13 protein-coding genes and 2 pseudogenes are annotated in these 17,562 nt (G+C 69.6%); 7 read left to right on the top strand and 8 right to left on the bottom strand.

Going from position 1 to position 17,562, the window contains the following annotated elements; genetic code table 11:
- Nucleotides 1-167 precede the first annotated feature (167 nt).
- Complete coding sequence (locus NS4_RS17690; protein WP_063060626.1) at nucleotides 168-1,364, top strand: exonuclease SbcCD subunit D; 1,197 nt, start codon at nucleotides 168-170, stop codon at nucleotides 1,362-1,364.
- On the top strand, nucleotides 1,361-4,645 hold the full coding sequence (locus NS4_RS17695) for an AAA family ATPase (protein ID WP_063060627.1): 3,285 nt from the start codon (nucleotides 1,361-1,363) through the stop codon (nucleotides 4,643-4,645). The genes NS4_RS17690 and NS4_RS17695 overlap by 4 nt, the downstream gene beginning before the upstream one ends.
- A gap of 11 nt (nucleotides 4,646-4,656) precedes the next feature.
- Here the strand turns inward: NS4_RS17695 and NS4_RS17700 are convergent, their stop codons facing one another.
- The 4 genes from NS4_RS17700 to NS4_RS17715 all read right to left on the bottom strand — a co-directional run bounded on the left by NS4_RS17700 (nucleotide 4,657) and on the right by NS4_RS17715 (nucleotide 9,582).
- On the bottom strand, nucleotides 4,657-5,193 hold the full coding sequence (locus NS4_RS17700) for a methylated-DNA--[protein]-cysteine S-methyltransferase (RefSeq protein ID WP_063060628.1): 537 nt from the start codon (nucleotides 5,191-5,193) through the stop codon (nucleotides 4,657-4,659).
- A complete protein-coding gene (locus tag NS4_RS17705; protein ID WP_063060629.1) occupies nucleotides 5,193-6,728 on the bottom strand; it encodes an Ada metal-binding domain-containing protein in 1,536 nt (511 codons plus the stop codon). The genes NS4_RS17700 and NS4_RS17705 overlap by 1 nt, the downstream gene beginning before the upstream one ends.
- A gap of 329 nt (nucleotides 6,729-7,057) precedes the next feature.
- Nucleotides 7,058-7,228 carry a YbdD/YjiX family protein gene (locus tag NS4_RS17710; protein ID WP_439955792.1) on the bottom strand — a complete coding sequence of 57 codons (171 nt, stop codon included), beginning with the start codon at nucleotides 7,226-7,228 and terminating at the stop codon, nucleotides 7,058-7,060.
- Between the two features lie 92 nt (nucleotides 7,229-7,320).
- A complete protein-coding gene (locus NS4_RS17715; RefSeq protein ID WP_063060630.1) occupies nucleotides 7,321-9,582 on the bottom strand; it encodes a carbon starvation CstA family protein in 2,262 nt (753 codons plus the stop codon).
- Nucleotides 9,583-10,029: 447 nt separating this feature from the next.
- Here NS4_RS17715 and NS4_RS17725 point away from each other — a divergent pair, with 447 nt between their 5' ends.
- Nucleotides 10,030-10,551: a pyridoxamine 5'-phosphate oxidase family protein gene (locus NS4_RS17725; RefSeq protein WP_063060632.1), complete on the top strand. Its 522-nt coding sequence runs from the start codon at nucleotides 10,030-10,032 to the stop codon at nucleotides 10,549-10,551.
- Nucleotides 10,552-10,637: 86 nt separating this feature from the next.
- On the opposite strand, the gene NS4_RS17730 is transcribed toward NS4_RS17725, so the two are convergent.
- The 4 genes and pseudogenes from NS4_RS17730 to NS4_RS17745 all read right to left on the bottom strand — a co-directional run bounded on the left by NS4_RS17730 (nucleotide 10,638) and on the right by NS4_RS17745 (nucleotide 13,659).
- Nucleotides 10,638-11,150 (bottom strand): hypothetical protein, encoded by a 513-nt coding sequence (locus NS4_RS17730; protein ID WP_063060633.1) that lies wholly within the window; start codon nucleotides 11,148-11,150, stop codon nucleotides 10,638-10,640.
- Nucleotides 11,147-12,235 (bottom strand): DNA polymerase III subunit beta family protein, encoded by a 1,089-nt coding sequence (locus tag NS4_RS17735; RefSeq protein ID WP_063060634.1) that lies wholly within the window; start codon nucleotides 12,233-12,235, stop codon nucleotides 11,147-11,149. Before NS4_RS17735 ends, NS4_RS17730 begins: the two co-directional genes overlap by 4 nt.
- A gap of 149 nt (nucleotides 12,236-12,384) precedes the next feature.
- Nucleotides 12,385-12,812 (bottom strand): annotated as a pseudogene (locus tag NS4_RS17740) (VOC family protein).
- Between the two features lie 4 nt (nucleotides 12,813-12,816).
- A complete protein-coding gene (locus NS4_RS17745; protein ID WP_063060635.1) occupies nucleotides 12,817-13,659 on the bottom strand; it encodes a helix-turn-helix domain-containing protein in 843 nt (280 codons plus the stop codon).
- 80 nt (nucleotides 13,660-13,739) lie between these two features.
- Between NS4_RS17745 and NS4_RS17750 the strand changes: the two are divergent.
- The 4 genes and pseudogenes from NS4_RS17750 to NS4_RS17765 all read left to right on the top strand — a co-directional run.
- Nucleotides 13,740-14,312: pseudogene (locus NS4_RS17750) on the top strand (oxygenase MpaB family protein); the annotation flags it as partial.
- Between the two features lie 12 nt (nucleotides 14,313-14,324).
- Nucleotides 14,325-15,404, top strand: a complete 1,080-nt coding sequence (ychF, locus tag NS4_RS17755; protein ID WP_063060637.1) for a redox-regulated ATPase YchF — start codon at nucleotides 14,325-14,327, stop codon at nucleotides 15,402-15,404.
- A gap of 335 nt (nucleotides 15,405-15,739) precedes the next feature.
- Complete coding sequence (locus NS4_RS17760; RefSeq protein ID WP_063060638.1) at nucleotides 15,740-16,441, top strand: hypothetical protein; 702 nt, start codon at nucleotides 15,740-15,742, stop codon at nucleotides 16,439-16,441.
- The gene (locus NS4_RS17765; protein ID WP_063060639.1) at nucleotides 16,434-17,555 is read left to right on the top strand and encodes an XRE family transcriptional regulator; all 1,122 of its coding nucleotides are present in this window, start codon (nucleotides 16,434-16,436) and stop codon (nucleotides 17,553-17,555) included. Before NS4_RS17760 ends, NS4_RS17765 begins: the two co-directional genes overlap by 8 nt.
- Nucleotides 17,556-17,562: the final 7 nt, after the last annotated feature.

Genomic DNA, 17,562 nt, shown 5'->3' on the forward strand with positions numbered 1-17,562 from the left:
GGGATATGGGTGGCGCGCAACACGATGGCGCAATAGAGACACTGTCCGTGGTGGTCGCGGGTCGGTCGGGCCAGGGGCGGTGCGGGTCTCGGCGTGTTGCCGGTGTGGCGTCCCGGGTATCGGTACCGGCATTGAAGCTGTCGGTGCGGTGCCCTAAATTCGCCGTCATGCGAATCCTGCATACGTCGGACTGGCATATCGGTCGCACCTTTCACGGCGTGGACCTGCTGGCCGACCAGTCGCGGGTACTCGAGGCGATCGCCGAGCTCGTCGCCGCCGAAGAGGTGGACACCGTCGTGCTCCCCGGCGATGTCTACGATCGCTCCATCCCCAGCGCGGACGCGATCGCGGTCTGCAACAGGGGGTTCGAAGCCATCCGCGCGGCCGGAGCGCGCATCGTGGCCACCTCCGGTAACCACGATTCGCCGACGCGGCTCGGGGCGGGCGCCAGTTTCGCGGCGGCCGGCGGGCTGTATCTGCGTACCACGGTGGCCGATTCGGCACGACCGGTGCTGCTGTCCGACGAGCACGGTGCGGTCGCCTTCTACGGCATCCCCTACCTGGAGCCGGAGATATGCCGGGGCGAGCTCGGCGTACCGCAGGCGCGGTCGCACGCCGAGGTGCTCGCGGCGGCGCTGGAACGGATCCGGGGCGATATCGCACAGCGGCCGGGCACCCGGGCGGTCCTGCTGGCACACGCCTTCGTGGTGGGTGGCGCGGCGACGGGTTCGGAGCGGTCGATCGCGGTGGGCGGAGTCGAGACGGTACCGCTGGCGATGTTCACCGAGCCGGGGTTCGACTACGTCGCGCTCGGGCATCTGCATTCGCCGCAGACCCTCGCCGAGACGGTGCGCTATTCGGGATCGCCGTTGCCGTATTCGTTCGGGGAGAGCACCCATCGCAAACAGGCCTGGGTGGTGGACCTCGGCGATACCGGTCCGGCCCGGGTGCGCGGCCTGCAATTACCGCAGGTCCGCGGACTGAGCCATCTCACCGGGACGCTCGAGGAGTTGCTGGCCGACCCCGCCTGGGAAGCGTCCGAAGAGCACTACGTCTCGGTATCGCTCACCGACTATGCCCGGCCGGTGGACGCCATGCGCCGATTGCGTGAGCGTTTCCCGTACGCGGTGCATGTGGAATGGGAACGCCCGCAGGGCGATCCGGCCCTGCGTTACCGGGAGCGGGTGCGCGGCCGCGACGACACCGATATCGCCCGCACCTTCCTCACCGATGTACGCGGCGAGCCGAACAGCTCCGAAATGGACTGGCTGAACCGGGCCATGGCCGCGGCCGTCCGGGAGACGGAGGTGGTCCGCGACGATATCGGCGCGTCCCCGGTGGCCGATACGGAACTCACCGCATGAGGTTGCACCGGCTGGAGATGACGGCCTTCGGCCCTTTCGCCGAGACCGCGTCCGTCGATTTCGACGAACTGGGCGCGGACGGACTCTTCCTGCTGCACGGGCAGACCGGTGCCGGGAAGACCACGGTGCTCGACGCCATCGCCTACGCGCTCTACGGGCGGGTGCCGGGGGCACGGGGGGACAAACGGTTGCACTCCGATCACGCACCCGCGCATATCCGGCCGGAGGTGGTGCTCGAGGCCACGCTGGGCGGCCGGCGACTCCGGCTCACCCGGCAACCGGAATTCGAGCGGCCGAAGTTGCGCGGTAGCGGGACCCGGGTGGAGAACGCCAGAGCCACGCTGGCCTGGCTGGACGGCCGGGGCACCAACCTCTCGCGGATCAACGAGATCGGCGACGAGATCGTGCGGCTGCTGGGAATGAGTGCCGATCAGTTCTTCCAGGTGGTGCTGCTGCCACAGGGAGATTTCGCGAAGTTCCTGCGCGCGGAGAACGAGGATCGCGAGCGACTGCTCGAGAAGCTGTTCGACACCGGACGTTTCGGGTCGGCCGAACAGTGGCTCACCGCCCAGCGCAAGTCGTCGGGAGAGCAGATCGGCGCCCAGCAGCGCAATGTGGAGGATCTGATCACCCGGGTCGCGGTGACGGCCGGGATCGACCGCACCGAGCGGATCGACATTCTGGACGCGGTCGAGTGGTCGCAGGATCTGCTGGCCGGGGCCCGCGGCGAGGTGGAGAAAGCACAGCACGAACTCGATCGGCGGCGCGCGGAGTCGGCCCGCGCCGACGAGTCGGCCGAACGGGAGCGGCGGGCAGCCGAGCAGCGGCGCCGGCTGGAACTGGCCCGGCAGCAGCTCGAGCAGTACGCCGCCGAGGCCCGGGCGCGGGCCGCGGACCGGGGCGAATTGGATCGGGCGCGCCGCGCCGAACCGGTGGCCGCGGCATTGGCCGAGGCGGAGGCCGCGGTCCGCGCGGCGCGCGGCTGTGAAGACGAATCCGTGGCGGCGGCGCAACACCTGGCCCGGCTGGCCGCGGAACCCGACAGTGCGGATATTCCGGGTATCCATCTGGTGCTGAGCCCATCCGCCGGGCGAACGGGAGACCGGATCGACGAGCTGTCCTCCGGGGACGCCGCGGCCGGGGGCTCTCCGGCGCAGGCGCAGGACGAATTCGCGCTGTTCGACGTGGCCCCCGGCGGGTCGCGGCAAGGCCCTTCCGGTACCGCGGACGAGTCGGACCGGGTGGACGACCGAGCCGGCTACGACGAGGACTTCGGCCTGGATACCGCGATTCGCGGGTGGAGTGCGCTGCTGGGCGGGCTCGGCGAGATCCGCGCCGACGCGGCCACGGCCGATACGTTGCGCGAGGAACTGGCCGGACTGCACTCCGCAGCGGCCGAACTCGCCGAGCGCTCGGCCACACTCACCGAACGGCGGACCCGCTTACCCGAGGCCATCGCTGCGGCCCAGGCGCGGGCGCGGGAAGCCGACGAGGCGAAAGCGACGCTGCCCGGTCTGCGGGCCGAACTCCGGCGTTTGCAGGAGACCGCGACCGCGGCCGTGGATCTGGCTCGGGCGCGGACCACGCTCGACCGGGCCCGGGTGGATCTCGATACCGCGCGCGGCCGGCACCTGCAGGCGCGGGAGCACGTCCTGGATCTGCGGGAGCGCAGGTTGGCCGGAATGGCGGCGGAGCTGGCCGGGCGCCTGGTCGACGGGCAGGCGTGCGCGGTGTGCGGTTCGGCCGAGCATCCCCGGCCGGCGCGGCAGGCGGCCGGTGCCGTATCGGAAGAGGACGAGGCGGCGGCGGTCGCCGCGGAACGTTCCGCCGAGGTGGCGCGGGACCGTGCGCAGTCGGCGCTGGCCGAGGTGGAGCGGGAGATCGAGGCGCTGCTGGCACGCGGTGGTGACACCGACCGTGTGCAACTCGCGGCCGCTCTGCGCGCCGCCACCGAGAAGTGCGGGGACACCGAGGAACTGGCCGAATCGGCCGATGCGTGCGCCGCCGAACTCACCCGGCTGCGTGCCGATGAGAGCGGGTTGCACGATGCGCTGCGCGATACCGAGACCCGGGCGGGAGCCATCGCCGCGCGGATCGAGTCCGCGCAGACCCGGCTGGCCGAAATCGACGAGAAGTTGCGCACCGCCGCCGGGCGGGACCGGACCATCGGCCGTCGCCGGGAACGTCTGCACGCACTGATCGCCGCCGCGGGCGACCGGCGTGACACCTATGCCGCGGTCCGCGCGGCATGGGAACGGGTGGCCACCTGTGTCCTGCGGGTCGAACGGCTGGCCGGGTCGGCGGGCCTTGTCCCGCCCACGAGCACCGACGGCACCGCACCGGAGCCGGGGGCCGGTGGATCGGGCGATGCGGGCCAGGACCCCGGAGCCGGCTCGGCGGAGATGCTGGCGACACTGCGGATCTACTCGCCGCTGATCGGCGCCGCGACCCGGACGCCGCAGCGGCAGGACGCGCTGAGCGCTGCCCTCGCCGCCGCGGAAGAGATACGCGCCGCGGCTCGGGCCGTATTGGACGAACCCGAGATCCGGGCCGCCGCCAGCAGCGCGCCCGGCGATCCGGAAGCGCTCGAGGCGGCGGTTCGGAGCGCCCGAACCGCGTTGGACGAGGCGGTCGCGGCCCATTCCGCCGCCGTGCACCGGGTCACCCGGCTGGAAACCCTGTGCGGGCAGTTGTGGGCGGCAGTGGATCTGATCGCCCCTGCTCAGCGGGCCCATCAGGAACTGGCCGAGCTGGCGGAGGTGGTCGCCGGCCGCGGCGCGAACAACCGGCGGATGTCGCTGCGTTCCTATGTGCTCGCGGCCCGGCTCGAAGAGGTCGCGGTGGCCGGGTCGGCCCGGTTGCGCCGGATGTCGGGCGGCCGGTACGAATTCGTGCACACCGACCGGGCCGGGACCCACGGCCGGCGCGGCGGGCTGGGGCTGGACATCCGGGACGACTACACCGGCGCCGTCCGGCCCGCTCGCACCCTCTCCGGTGGCGAAACCTTCATGGCTTCACTGGCGCTCGCGCTGGGTCTGGCCGATACCGTCGCGGCCGAAGCCGGCGGGATCATCCTCGACACCCTGTTCATCGACGAAGGCTTCGGGAGCCTGGACGCGGACACCCTCGACGCGGTGATGGGCGTCCTCGACGAACTGCGCGCCGGGGGCCGGGTGGTGGGGCTGGTCAGTCACGTCGACGAAATGCGTCAGCGCATACCCAGCCGCCTGCACGTGGTGCGCGGCCGCAACGGTTCCCGGTTGCACGCCACCATCGCCTGACCGCACGGGCCTCAACCCTCGAGATCGAGCAGCCGTCGCTTGATGTCCAGACCCCAGCGGAAACCCCCGAGGGTGCCGTCGGTGCGCACGATCCGATGGCAGGGTACGAACAGCGCGGCCGCATTGCGGGCGCAGGCGCTCGCCGCGGCGCGGGTGGCCGCGGGCCGGCCAGCGCGCGCGGCGAACGCGGTGTAGGTGATCGGCTGCCCCGCGGACACCGTGCGCAGCACCTCCCACGCGTGCTGGAGGAATTCGCCCGAGCGCTGACGCACCGGGACCGAATCGATCGCGGCCGTATCGCCGCGGTGGTAGGCCGTGACGGCGTCGGTCACCGCACCCAGTTCACGGCGGGCACGCAGCTGCGCGGGACGCAGGCCGGGGTGGACCAGTGTGCGGAGTTCTTCGGGCGCGGCGGTCCAACCGGACGCCAGTACCGCGCCGTCGGCGGCCACGATCGCGGTGAACGGGCCGAGCGGGGTGTCGACGGTGGCGAAGTCGGCGGTGCCGGTCGCGGTGGCGGCCGGTGCGGGCAGGGTGGCGATGGACATCAGTCGGTGCTCACTTTCGCGTCGGTTCGGGTGGTAGGCGCGGCGGACTCCCGAGATTGGGCCCGGGTGCGCAGTTCGGTGCGCCACAGGTGCATACAGAGATAGGAACGCCAGGGCGACCAGCGGGTCGTATCGGCCAGGTCGATACCGCGCCGGACGGCGCCGCGGCGGATGACCAGGTCGGTGTGCAGCATGATGTCGGGGTCGGCGAGTAGCCGCATGGTGACGTAGTCGGCGGTCCACGGGCCGACACCGTCGAGCGCGAGCAGATCGCGTCGCAGGTCGGCGGCTGTACGGCCTTGGTGCAGGACCAGGTCGCCGGAGGCGAGCGCCGCCGCGGCGGCGGTGATGGAGCGGATGCGCTGGGCCGGGCCGGTCAGTACTTCGGCGCCGCGTTCGGCGATCACCTCCGGTGCCGGGAACAGCCGGCCGACCGGCCCGTCCACCGCTTCGCCGAGGGCGGCGACCAGCCGGGCCGTATGCGTATTGGCCGCGGCCACCGAGATCTGCTGACCGATCATGGTGCGCAGCAGCAATTCCGGTCCCTCCACACATCCCGGTACCCGGATCCCGGGAGCGAAATGGGTCTTCGGTTCGTGCGGCGCGCCGGTGCCCTCGTGCGCCCGGGCGATTGCCTCGTCGATGGCCACCGGATCGGCGTCGAGGTCGAGCAGATGCCGGACCCGGGCCACCGCGGGCGCGAGGTCGCGCATATCGCGCAGCGTCAGTTCCGCCTGGACATGCCCGGGCTGTATCGCGAGGCGGACCCCGGCGTAACCGTGCGGCGTGCGGATGGTGCGCAGGTAGTGGTTCTCCCCGCCCGATGTGGTCTGCCAGAGCTCCAGACCCGGTGCCACATGGGCGGACAGGAACCAGTTCAGCCAGTCGCGGTCCAGCGGCGCCCGGTAGGGCAGGCGCAGGGACAGGGTGCCGTTGGCGGCCGGGACGGTGCGGTCGCGGGCGCGCTGCGCTTCGGTGCGCATGGTGCTCGGGCTGACCGCGAAGACCTCGCGCACGGTGTCGTTGAACTGCCGGATACTGGCGAAACCGGCGGCGAAGGCGATATCCGACATGGGCATGGCGGTGGTCTGGATCAGCAGTCGCGCGGTATGTGCCCGGTGGGCGCGCGCCAACGCCAGCGGGCCCGCGCCGAGTTCGGTGGTGAGCACCCGGGTGAGCTGACGCTGTGAATAGCCGAGCGCCGAGGCCAGCGCGGGGACCCCGCCGCGTTCCACCACACCGTCCCCGATGAGCCGCATGGCCCGGGCCGCCAGGTCTGCGCGGGTGTTCCACAGGGGGGACCCGGGCGCGGCATCGGGCAGGCAGCGGCGGCAGGCGCGGTAGCCCGCCTGCTGGGCCGCGGCCGCGGTCGGCAGGAAGGTCACATTGGTGCGCTTCGGAGTGATCGCCGGGCACGATGGCCGGCAGTAGATTCCGGTGGTGCGCACGGCGGTGTAGAACTGCCCGTCGAAACGGGAGTCGCGGGCCGACACCGCGCGATAGCAGCGTTCGAAATCCAGGGCCGTGATGCTCACCCCACACACGATGTCAGCTCGGGAAGCCGCAGGCTAGCGGAAAACAGACATCGGTGCCGGGTGTCGCCCGGGGTACTCGCCGGAGAGCTGTGCGGGTCCGTTCTCGGGGGTAACCGCGCGGCCACAACGACGGGCGGCGCAGCGCGCTGCGGGAACATGATGAGGATTCGTGACGATGGGCGGCCTCGAAAAGGCGGTACGGGAGGACGGCAGCGGAAACTACGGCGAGGCAGGGCGGGCCGCGAAGACCCACGTGGTGCTGGGCGCCGCGGAAACGCGACGGCGGGGCCGGTCCGACCGGCCCCGCCGTAACTTCTTGCGGTCCTTGCTCAGCAGCAGCGAGCGCCCGGGTTGCGTTCCGCGTCGGCGTACCGCTCCCGCCAGTAGTCCCGCTCGCTCGCGACCGGGCGATCGGGATGCACTCTGCGCATATGTGCGAGATAGCGCTGGTAGTCCTGCCCGCCGACGACGGAGTCCAGGTACCGGAACACCGACAGCACCCCGCCAACGAGCGCCTGCACCCCGCGGACCGGCGTCGCCGGGGCCCCGCGGAGGCCGGCGCGCACGTTCGGCGCCGCCGCGAGCCGCCCGGTCAACTCCGCACCTCCGCGTGCGCCGCCCCCGGCACCGCGACCTCGCCTTTCGCGATTCGCTCGTCCCACTGCCGCTGGACCTCCTTCTCCGCCGAGGTGACCAGGAAACCGCTCGGCGCGAAGATCTTCGACGGTTCCTCCGGCGATTCGGTGGTCGAGGTATCGCCCGACTTCACGGTGCGGTAGCAGACCCATACCGCCGCGAGCACCACGATCAGCACCAGCACCGCGAAAACGATGGACAGCGCACCCTGGATGAACGTATTGCGGATCACCGCGTCCACGTCATCGGGTGTCTTCGCCGTCAGGCACAGCTCCCCGGCGTCGCGGGCGGCCCGGCAGATGCTGTTCTGTTTCCAGTAGCCCACCTTCGGATCGGCCGAGAAGATCTTCTGCCAGGACGCTGTCATGGTGACGATGAGATCCCAGGCCAGGGCGATACCCGGTATCCAGGCCCATTTCGTCAGGCCCTTTTTCACCAGGATCGTCAGCACCACCACCAGCGCGATCGCGGCCAGCAGCTGGTTGGCGATACCGAACAGCGGGAACAGCGCGTTGATGCCGCCCAGCGGATCCGTCACACCCATCAGCAGGATCGATCCCCAGGCCGCCACCACGATCGCCGAGCACAGCCATGCGCCCACCCGCCACGACGGATCGGCGAACTTGCGCGCCGGACCGCGCAGGTTGCCCAGCGAATCGGAGAGCATGAACCGCGCCACGCGGGTGCCGGCGTCGATGGTGGTCAGGATGAACAGCGCCTCGAACATGATCGCGAAGTGGTACCAGAACGACTTCATCCCGGCACCGCCGAGGAATCCGGCGAACACTTCGGAGATTCCGATGGCCAGCGTCGGGGCGCCGCCGGTGCGGGAGATCACCGATTCCTCGCCCACATCGGTCGCGGCCTGGCTCAACTCGGCGCCGGTCGTCGGCGGGCCGGACAGTCCCAGGCTGTTCGTATAGGCGGCCGCGGTCTCCGCGGTGCCACCGGTCGCGCCGGCCGGGGCGTTCATGGCGAAGTACAGGTGCTGATCGATGATCGACGCCGTGATGATCGCCATCACCGCCACGAACGACTCCATCAGCATGCCGCCGTAGCCGATCATCTTGGCGTGTGATTCCTTCTCCAGCAGTTTCGGTGTCGTACCCGACGACACCAGCGCGTGGAAACCGGACAGCGCACCGCAGGCGATGGTGATGAACAGGAACGGGAACAGGCTGCCCGCGAAGGCCGGGCCGGTGCCCGAGGTGGCGAACTCCGAGACCGCGGGCGCCTTCAGCACCGGCAGGGTCACCAGGATGCCGACCGCCAGCAGGCCGATGGTGCCGATCTTCATGAAGGTCGACAGGTAATCGCGCGGGGCCAGCAGCAGCCACACCGGCAGCACCGAGGCGACGAAGCCGTAGCCGATCAGCATCCACGAGATGGTGACGGGATGGAAGGTGAACCACCCGGCCCAGGTGTCGTTGTGCGAGACCCAGCCGCCCGCGATGATCGCCAGGATCAGCAGCACGAAACCGATCGCCGAGATCTCACCGACCCGGCCCGGACGCAGATACCGCAGGTACACGCCCATGAACAGGGCGATCGGGATGGTCATCGCGATGGAGAAGACACCCCAGGGGCTGTGCGCCAGCGCGTTCACCACCACCAGCGCCAGCACCGCGAGCAGGATCATCATGATCACCAGGACGCCGACGATGGCGGCCACACCGCCGACCACGCCGAGTTCGTCGCGTGCCATCTGACCGAGGCTGCGCCCGCGCCGTTTCATCGACACCCACAGCACCAGGTAGTCCTGCACCGCGCCCGCGAACACGACGCCCACGATGATCCAGATGGTGCCCGGCAGGTACCCCATCTGTGCCGCCAGCACCGGCCCGACCAGCGGCCCCGCACCCGCGATGGCCGCGAAATGATGCCCGAACAGCACCCGCCGGTCCATCGGCATGAAGTCTTTGCCGTTGTCCAGGATCTCGGCCGGAGTCGCCAGGTCGTCGCGGGGTTTGACGACCTTGTATTCGATGAGCCGGGCGTAGAAGCGGTAGGCGATGATGTAGGTACTCACCGCCGCGATCACGATCCACACCGCGTTCACGGACTCGCCCCGCGCGAGGGCGAGAATCGTCCAGGCCACGGCGCCCAGCAGCGCGATGGCCGCGAAGATCGCCTTCTTCGCGGGCGTGATCGGGGACCGGTCGACCACACCCACGGGTGGTAGGTCGGGGTCGGTCTTGAGATATTCGATAGTCCCCATCGGGCAACTCCTGTACAGCGAGCTGGAACATGCCGGCCACACGAACGTAACCGATGGCCGTTCGGCGCTTCGACGGTTGCGGTGAACGGTCGTTGTGATGCGGCGAGCGGAATGTTCCGCGTCCCTCCGCCAGCGCCGTCGTCGTGAGTCCGCTCGCGCTGACGGAGGTACACCATGTGGCGAGTGTCCGGGCCGACCGCCGCGTGGCGGACGCAATTCTGCGGCTGATGGGCGATCGCGTCGCCGCGGGCCGCATTGTCGTGCCGGAGGTCGATGCCAGGGTGATCCGTACAGCTGTCGAGGTCCGCGGGCACTACCCGGCGATGAACCGTTGCTGCCCGATGATCTCGAATAGCCCTTCGCGGGTCGAACGGCAACCGCACGGCCCGGGTACATAGAGCAATTTCGGTCAACCGGATTCCGGTCCGGCGTGCATACGGTGGGGCAATGCGCGAAACCCCCGAAGAACTGGCCGCACTGCAGACCCTGCTCGACACCTCGCTCGCGGGTGCCACAGGTCATCTCCGCTCGATCATCGCCGCCGACCGCACCCTGACCGCTGAGCAGCTCACCTCGATACTCACCGGTATGTGTCTGCTCACCCTGTCCACCGTGACCGCCAAGGGCGAGCCGCGGGTGAGCGGTGTCGACGGGCATTTCCTGCACGGCCGGTGGTATTTCGGCACCGCGCGCACCGCGGCCAAGGCTCGTCACCTCGCTGCCCGGCCCGCCGCGAGCGTCGCGCACCTGCGTGGTGAGGCATTGGGTGTGTTCACGCACGGCACCGCCGAGACCTTGAACCCGGCGGTCGGTGAACCGGATCCCGAGTGGCCGGAACTGCTCGCCTACTTCAAGGATTTCTACGGCAACGACGGGTTCGACTGGGACAACGATGTGGTGTTCTTCCGTCTGCGCCCGAACTGGACGACCGTCTACGCACCTGATTTCGCCGCGCTCACAGTGCGGTGAGCACGGCGGCCGATCGGCGTCGGTCGGACGGGCGGCTTCCGCCCGATCGGTGACGTCCGGCCGGGCGGTAGCGGCGGGGAACGGTGTCAGGAACCCGGGCCCGGTGCGCTCGGCCGCCGCTCGGTGGACCGCCGGGTGACCGTGTCGGCCACCTCGTCGAGCGCGGTGCGGATCATCGCGCCGTAGGCGTCGTCGGGGAGGGCGTCCAGCCGTTCGCGTGCGGCGGCGAGCTGTTTCTCCGCGGCGTCCCACGAGCCCAGGCGCCGATAGTTGTCGGCCAGGTTCAGGTGCAGCGACGGATAGAACCCCGCGACCCGCAGGCTCGCATGGTGCCGCTGAACCCGGTCGTCGGTGAGGGCGTCGGCCGCGTCGAGGGCGCGGATATCCCAGGCCAGCGCCTGGGCGGGATCGTCGTAGAGATCGGCCAGGTAATGCGCGAGGGTGCACCGGTGGAAGGGGTCGCCGGTGACGCCGATACCGCGCCAGAGCTCGAGCAGCCGTTTTCGGGCGGCCGCCGGGTCCCCGGTCCGGCCGAGCGTGACGGCCTCGGTGATCGAGTGCATGGTGGGATCGGGTGAGAGCCCCGTGGTGGAGGTCATGCGGGCATTCCGTTCTGTTCGTCGAGTACTGCCAGTGCGACCGGCATGGCCAGGGTGGTGAGGTCGCCGTTGTCCGCGGACCGGACGACCATCGGGTCGGTGCGGCCGCCGATATCCAGCCGCACATCGGGTCCGATGGCGGTGGCGACGGCCGGGTGCAGGATGGTGAACCCGAAGACGAGTTCGCTGTCGGGGCCGGTGACCCGCGCGGACAATTCGGTCGGCGGCTCGCCTCCGGTGCCCGAGACGGTGAGGGTGCCCGCCGCGGTCGTCACCCGCAGGTAGCGGTCGCGCTGCTGTTCCAGCGCGCGCATGAGGTCGTGTTTGGCGACCACGGCGTGGGTGGGCGCCGCCGGCAGAGCCGCCAGCAGCCCGCGGTGGTCGGGAAACGGTTCGGCCAACGTGCGGCAGCTACGTACGGCGCCGTCGGCGGAGCGGAACCGGACGCTGTGTTCACCGGCTTCTATATCGATGGAATGGGCGTTGCGGATCTCCGGCAGCGCCGCGCTCAGGTCGGCGCCGTCGACCGTGGCGGCCCACTCGACCGATCCGGGCTGTTCGGGAACCAGGGTGCGGGTGGAGAGCCGGTAGCGGTCGGTGGCGGTGAGGGTGAGCGATGCGGGCGTCACCTCGAGCCGCACCCCGGTCAGCACCGGCAGGTCGGGGTCCGTGCCGGTGGCGGCGAGTATCTGCTCGACCGCCGCCGCCAGCACCGGCCCTCGTACCGTCGCCACCCACCAGCCGGAGGGTTCGCCGAGCGCGGCCTTGACCACTTCGGCGGTCCGCCGTGCCTGCCTGGTCCGCTCGAGCAACCCCGCCATGTGATCGTCGATGAGCCCGGCCGCGGTATGCGGGTCGCTCGCGAGAACGCGGGCGATCTCGTCGAGCGGCATATCGATGGCGCGGAGGCGGCGGATCGTCACCGCGCGCTCGACCTGGGTGGGTGTGTAGTAGCGGTATCCGGTGGCCGCGTCGACCCCGGCCGGTGCCAGCAGGCCGGAGTCGTCGTAGAAGCGCAGCGCACTGGGCGTGATACCGCATGAGCGGGCGAACGCGCCGATGGTGATCAGGTCGGATTCGGGCACGCGCCCATCATCGGGCTTCGAGCAACCTGAAGGTCAAGCCACGATCGCGTGGCTCGCTTCGAAGAGGCGCCGCGGCAGGGCTCGACACCGCCGCGGCCACCGGGAACAGCGAACCATGTACCGGCCCCGATCCGGCGCAGCGACGCGGTTCAGTGCCCTCGACAGGTCCCGAAGCTCCAATAGTTGCCCTCCGGGTCGGCGACCGTGAACCCGCGTGACCCGTAGTCCTCGTCCTTCAGCCCGCGACGGTTTCCGCGCCGGCGGCAGTGGCTCGCTCGTAGAGCGCGTCCGGGTCGGCGCAGACCACATAGATCGATTCGGTGCCCGGGATGCGCCGCTCCGGCAACCCACCGCCCTTGTTCACGGTGCCGAACATGATCCCGCCGCCTTCCGGCCAGCGCATTTCTGCGTGCTCGATTACCGACGGGTCGTTTTCGCGGGCGTACATCGCCGTCAGTTCGAAGCCGAACGCCCGGGCCAAGAAGTCCGCGGTGCCGCGGGCGTCGGTGAAGGCCAGGCACGGCCAGACGGCCGGTGCGGGGGTGGTGGTCGTGGTGGTGTCCTCGGTTGCGGTCATGGTTTCAGCCTGGCCCGCCGGCCATCTCCGGGTCTTGGACGGATGGAATCTCCTCGGCCAGCCACTGCGTCGGACTGCAACCGGCCAGCCGGACGAACTCCCGGTTGAGATGCGGCTGATCGTAGTAGCCGCAGGCGGCGGCGACCTGGGCGATCGAGACGAACGACGGTGTGTGCAGCAGCATCTGTTTGGCCCGCTCGAACCGCGCCACCCGCCCGGCCACCTTCGGGCTCGAGCCGAACTCGCTCGTGAAACGTTTGGTGAGGTACTGGCGGCTCCACCCGATCCGTTCGGCGAGCGGTTCGACGCCCATCGTCCCGTGTGACCCCGTGACCGCCCGCCACGCCCAGCTCAGTTCCGGTCCCACGGCCCGCTCGGGGACCAGCAGCCGGGTGAGCACCCGGTCGCACGCCGCGAACCGCTGCGGCCATTCCGGCTGTTCCTGGAGCTCCTCCCACAGTTGCCGTCCCGGCGCGCCGATGAGGTCGGCGAATTCGATCGAGGTGCTCCACAGTTCCGCCGCGGGTAGCCCGAACAGGGCCCGGCTCCCCAGCGGGGTGAGCTTTATGGCCACCCCTTCCTGGGTGCCGTCGTGCGCGATGATCGCCGGGCTGTCCTGGAGTCCGCTGAGCACGCAGCGGTAGGCGCCCGGCGACTGGCGTGCGTCGGTCTGGCCGATCACGTCGATCGACGGTCCGATGGCGACGATGAACGTCATATGCCGCGAGGGCAGCCCGCGGTGCAGACCCGCCTCGTACCCGGTCATGCGGTATCCGACGTACCGGTCGATGAAGGCGGCCAGGGCGGGCGCCGGGTAGGCCGTCACTACCTGCGAGGTCGGCTCCATGGGGTCACGCTACGCCGACGGGCCGACATACCGGCGCGTTGACATGATGAGACGAAAATTGGGCGCACAAGACGCGCACGGTCGACCGCATGACCGGTCTGGCCTGCCACGGCCACCCCGACCCCGCCCGCGTCATCCGCTACGCCCACGAGCACGTCAAGGGCCGTGACCACACCGGCGCCCGCTATCACGCGCTGACCCCCGACCTGTTCCACTTCCAGCACGCCACTTACGTCGACACTCTCGTCACCGCCGTCGACACCTACGTCCGCCCCCTCACTCCCGCCGCCCGCGAACGCCTCTACCAGGACTGTTGCGACTGGTACCGCCTCTACGGGATCTCCACCCGCCCCCTCCCCGGCAGCTGGCCCGAATTCACCGAGTACTTCACCGACGCCTGTGCCACCCGGCTACAGCGCACCGAGGCCGCCGACCGCCTGGCCGCGCAGGCCCTGAACCCGCCGTGGTGGGCGCTCGGCGGCGTCCCCGGGTTCGCCGTCCGCGCCGTCCAGCACGAACGGGCCACCGAGCTCCTCGTCATCACCGAGCGTCCCGGCGACCGCATGAAGTTCGCCGCCTTCTCCGCCGCCCTGCGCGCGAGCGCCCGCGCGCACGCCCCGGCCGACCGCCGCCCTCGGCGCTCACCCGCGTAGACTGCTGTCCTCGTGAGTCTCACCCTCGGAATCGTCGGCCTGCCCAACGTCGGAAAATCGACGCTGTTCAATGCGCTGACCCGCAACGACGTGCTCGCCGCGAACTACCCGTTCGCGACCATCGAGCCCAATGTCGGCGTGGTTCCGCTGCCCGACCCCCGCCTGGACAAACTCGCCGAGATCTTCGACTCCGCCCGCACGGTCCCCGCCACGGTCTCCTTCGTGGATATCGCCGGCATCGTGAAGGGCGCCTCCGAGGGCGCCGGCCTCGGCAACAAATTCCTCGCCAACATCCGCGAAGCCGACGCCATCTGCCAGGTCGTCCGCGTCTTCGCCGACGACGACGTGGTGCATGTGGACGGCCAGGTGAACCCGGCCTCCGATATCGAGGTCATCGAAACAGAGCTGATCCTCGCCGACCTGCAGACCCTCGAGAAGGCGGTCGTCCGCCTGGAGAAGGAAGCCAAGGTCAAAAAGGACCGCAAGCCCTACGCCGACGCCGCCAAACTGGCGCAGGAAATCCTCAACAGCGGCCGGACCTTGTTCCACGCCGCGAAGGAGATCGACGGCGACCTGCTCAAAGAGCTGTCCCTGCTCACCACCAAGCCGTTCCTGTACGTCTTCAACGCGGACGAGTCGGTGCTCAGCGACGAAGCCAAGGTCGCCGAACTGAAAGCCTCCGTGGCGCCGGCGGATTCGGTGTTCCTGGACGCCAAGGTCGAATCCGAACTCCTCGAACTCGACGAGGAATCCGCCACGGAACTGCTGGAATCCATCGGCCAGACCGAACCCGGCCTGCACGCCCTGGCCCGCGCCGGTTTCCACACCCTCGGATTGCAGACCTACCTCACCGCCGGTCCGAAAGAGGCCCGGGCGTGGACGATCCACCAGGGCGACACCGCGCCGAAGGCGGCCGGGGTCATCCACACCGACTTCGAACGCGGGTTCATCAAGGCCGAAGTGGTCGCCTTCGACGATCTGGTCGAGGCGGGATCGATGGCCGCGGCGAAGGCAGCGGGCAAGGTCCGGATGGAGGGCAAGGACTACGTCATGGCCGACGGCGACGTGGTCGAGTTCCGCTTCAACGTGTAACAGGCCAGCGTCTGCGAAGAAGTAGGGCGGTGCGTCCGTCGCTTCTGGGTAAGGCTCAGTCGTTCCGTCGGGGCAGAACCCTGGCCGGTTCGTTCAGTGCGGAATTCGGCTTGAGCATGCGTTTGGTCAGCCGTAAAGGAAAGTGTCGGTTACTAGTTCGGCGAGGTAGCGGCGGCCGGTGACGGTTATCCAAATCTCGACTCGCCTGGCTGGTTCCCTGCGGCTGCGGCGCCACGCCGAGCCCGACTGAAGCGACTGTGCGCGAATCGCGTGCCATACTGAAGTTTCAGTCCTGGCCGACTACACGGATCCGGACGTGAATTCAGGAGTCCAACATGGTTTTCCACTCGCCGGCCGATGCTCTCGGCTCCCACGCTCCCGGCATCCGTGAACTGCTCGTCGAAGTTGTCCGTTCCAGGCACGACCGCGCAGCAGAGGCGCACCTGGCTTCGGGGTCGCGGTACTCGATGGGCTTCGGCAGTCAGTGGCGCGATCTCCTCGATGACGCCCACCAGGCGCTGGCCGATCGCGGCTTTCAGTCGCACAAGCTAGCCCCGGCAGGGCACGAGTTTCCCGTCGTCAACGACTGCCTGGTGTATGTCTGGCGGGTGCCGGGCACCCCTAACGCGGTCAGTAACTTCGCGTCCAGCCCGACGCGGATGAACGGCTTTGCTGCCCAGCCTCCAGACCCTATGCTTTTCGAGCCTGGCTTCGAGGAGGCGCCCGAGCCGGACAACGAGGCGGCCGAGAACACTGACGAGGCCATCGTTGAGCGCCTGGTGGCGGCGGTCGGTGACACGATGCCTCTAGTGCTTGTCATGGTCCATTCGTCGCCGCGGCAGTTGCAGTCGATCGAGTGGGCCGTCGCCGTCCTCGACGACGCAGGCAAGGTCAAGCTGCACGGGCATGAAGCCATCTGGCAGCCCGAGGCCGACTTTGAACGCGCGGCTTCGGATGTCGAGTCGTTTGATAGTGGCACCCCGGTCGGCCCCGTCGTCGAGCTGCAGAAGCAGGAGGGGACGCATCCAGATGCGTGACGGTACCCCGCACCTGTTTGACCTACCCGGCTCTGGGCAGACGCACGGCCGTTTCGAACCGGCGCGGCTAACCCAAGCTCGTGTCCGTCGTTCAGTGACGAAGTCCGACCTGGCGGCCGAGGTAGGAGTGTCGGCAGCCGCGATCGGCCAGTACGAGGCCGGGGTTAACGCACCGCGCGCCGACGTGCTCGACCGCTTGGCGAAGGCCCTGGATGTCCGCCCTGGCTTCTTCGGCGTCGGTCGTCCTCTGGCCCGCATCGACACTGTAAATGCCCACTTCCGGAGCCTGCGTTCGGCGCGCGTGAGCGACCGCCAAAAGGCACTGGCCACCGCGACTTTGGTGTGGGAGTTGACATTCGCGCTTGAGCGGCACATCAAGCTTCCCGAGGCCGACCTCCCTGAGGTCAATCGGGGCACTGCGCCCGCCGAGGCCGCCGCGCTTCTGCGCCAGCACTGGGGCCTGCCCGACGGCCCAGTCAAGCACCTGGTCGCCACGGCCGAGTCCCGCGGCATCGTCGTCGCTGTGCGCCCGCTCGGCGAGATCGACGCCGTCGATGCCTTCTCCGTCGTGATTGTCGACCGTCCGATCATCATCACGACCCCGCGGCGGACCGAAAACGTATTTACCCACCGATTCTCGATTGCGCATGAGATTGGGCACTTGCTGCTGCATGCCGACTCCGGCGAGCACAGTGCAGCCATCGAGAATGAGGCCGACGAATTCGCCGCCGCATTCCTCACGCCGGCCGCGTCGATGGATGCTGCCCTACCCCAGCGGCTCGATCTGGCTGCTCTCGACCGGCTGGGCAGGACCTGGGGTGTCTCGCCCCACTCGCTGGTCCGCCGGATGGTCGAGCGCGGCCGCACCACCGAGTCGTCTGCGCGCCGGGCGTACCAACGCCTCGCTGTGGTCATCGACCCGTCCGCCGATCCGACGAGCGCGTATCCGGGGGAGGTGCCGACGCTGCTGAGGAAGGCAGCCGAACTCGCCGGCGACCACGGGGTGAGCATCCCTGCTCTCGCCGATGTCCTGAAGATCAGCCCAATGCAGGTTCGCGACCTGCTCGGAGAGGCCGACCAGCGGCCAGTACTGCGCCTCGTAGGCAACAACTGATGCCCAG

The organism is Nocardia sienata NBRC 100364 (assembly GCF_001613205.1).
Lineage (GTDB): Bacteria > Actinomycetota > Actinomycetes > Mycobacteriales > Mycobacteriaceae > Nocardia > Nocardia sienata.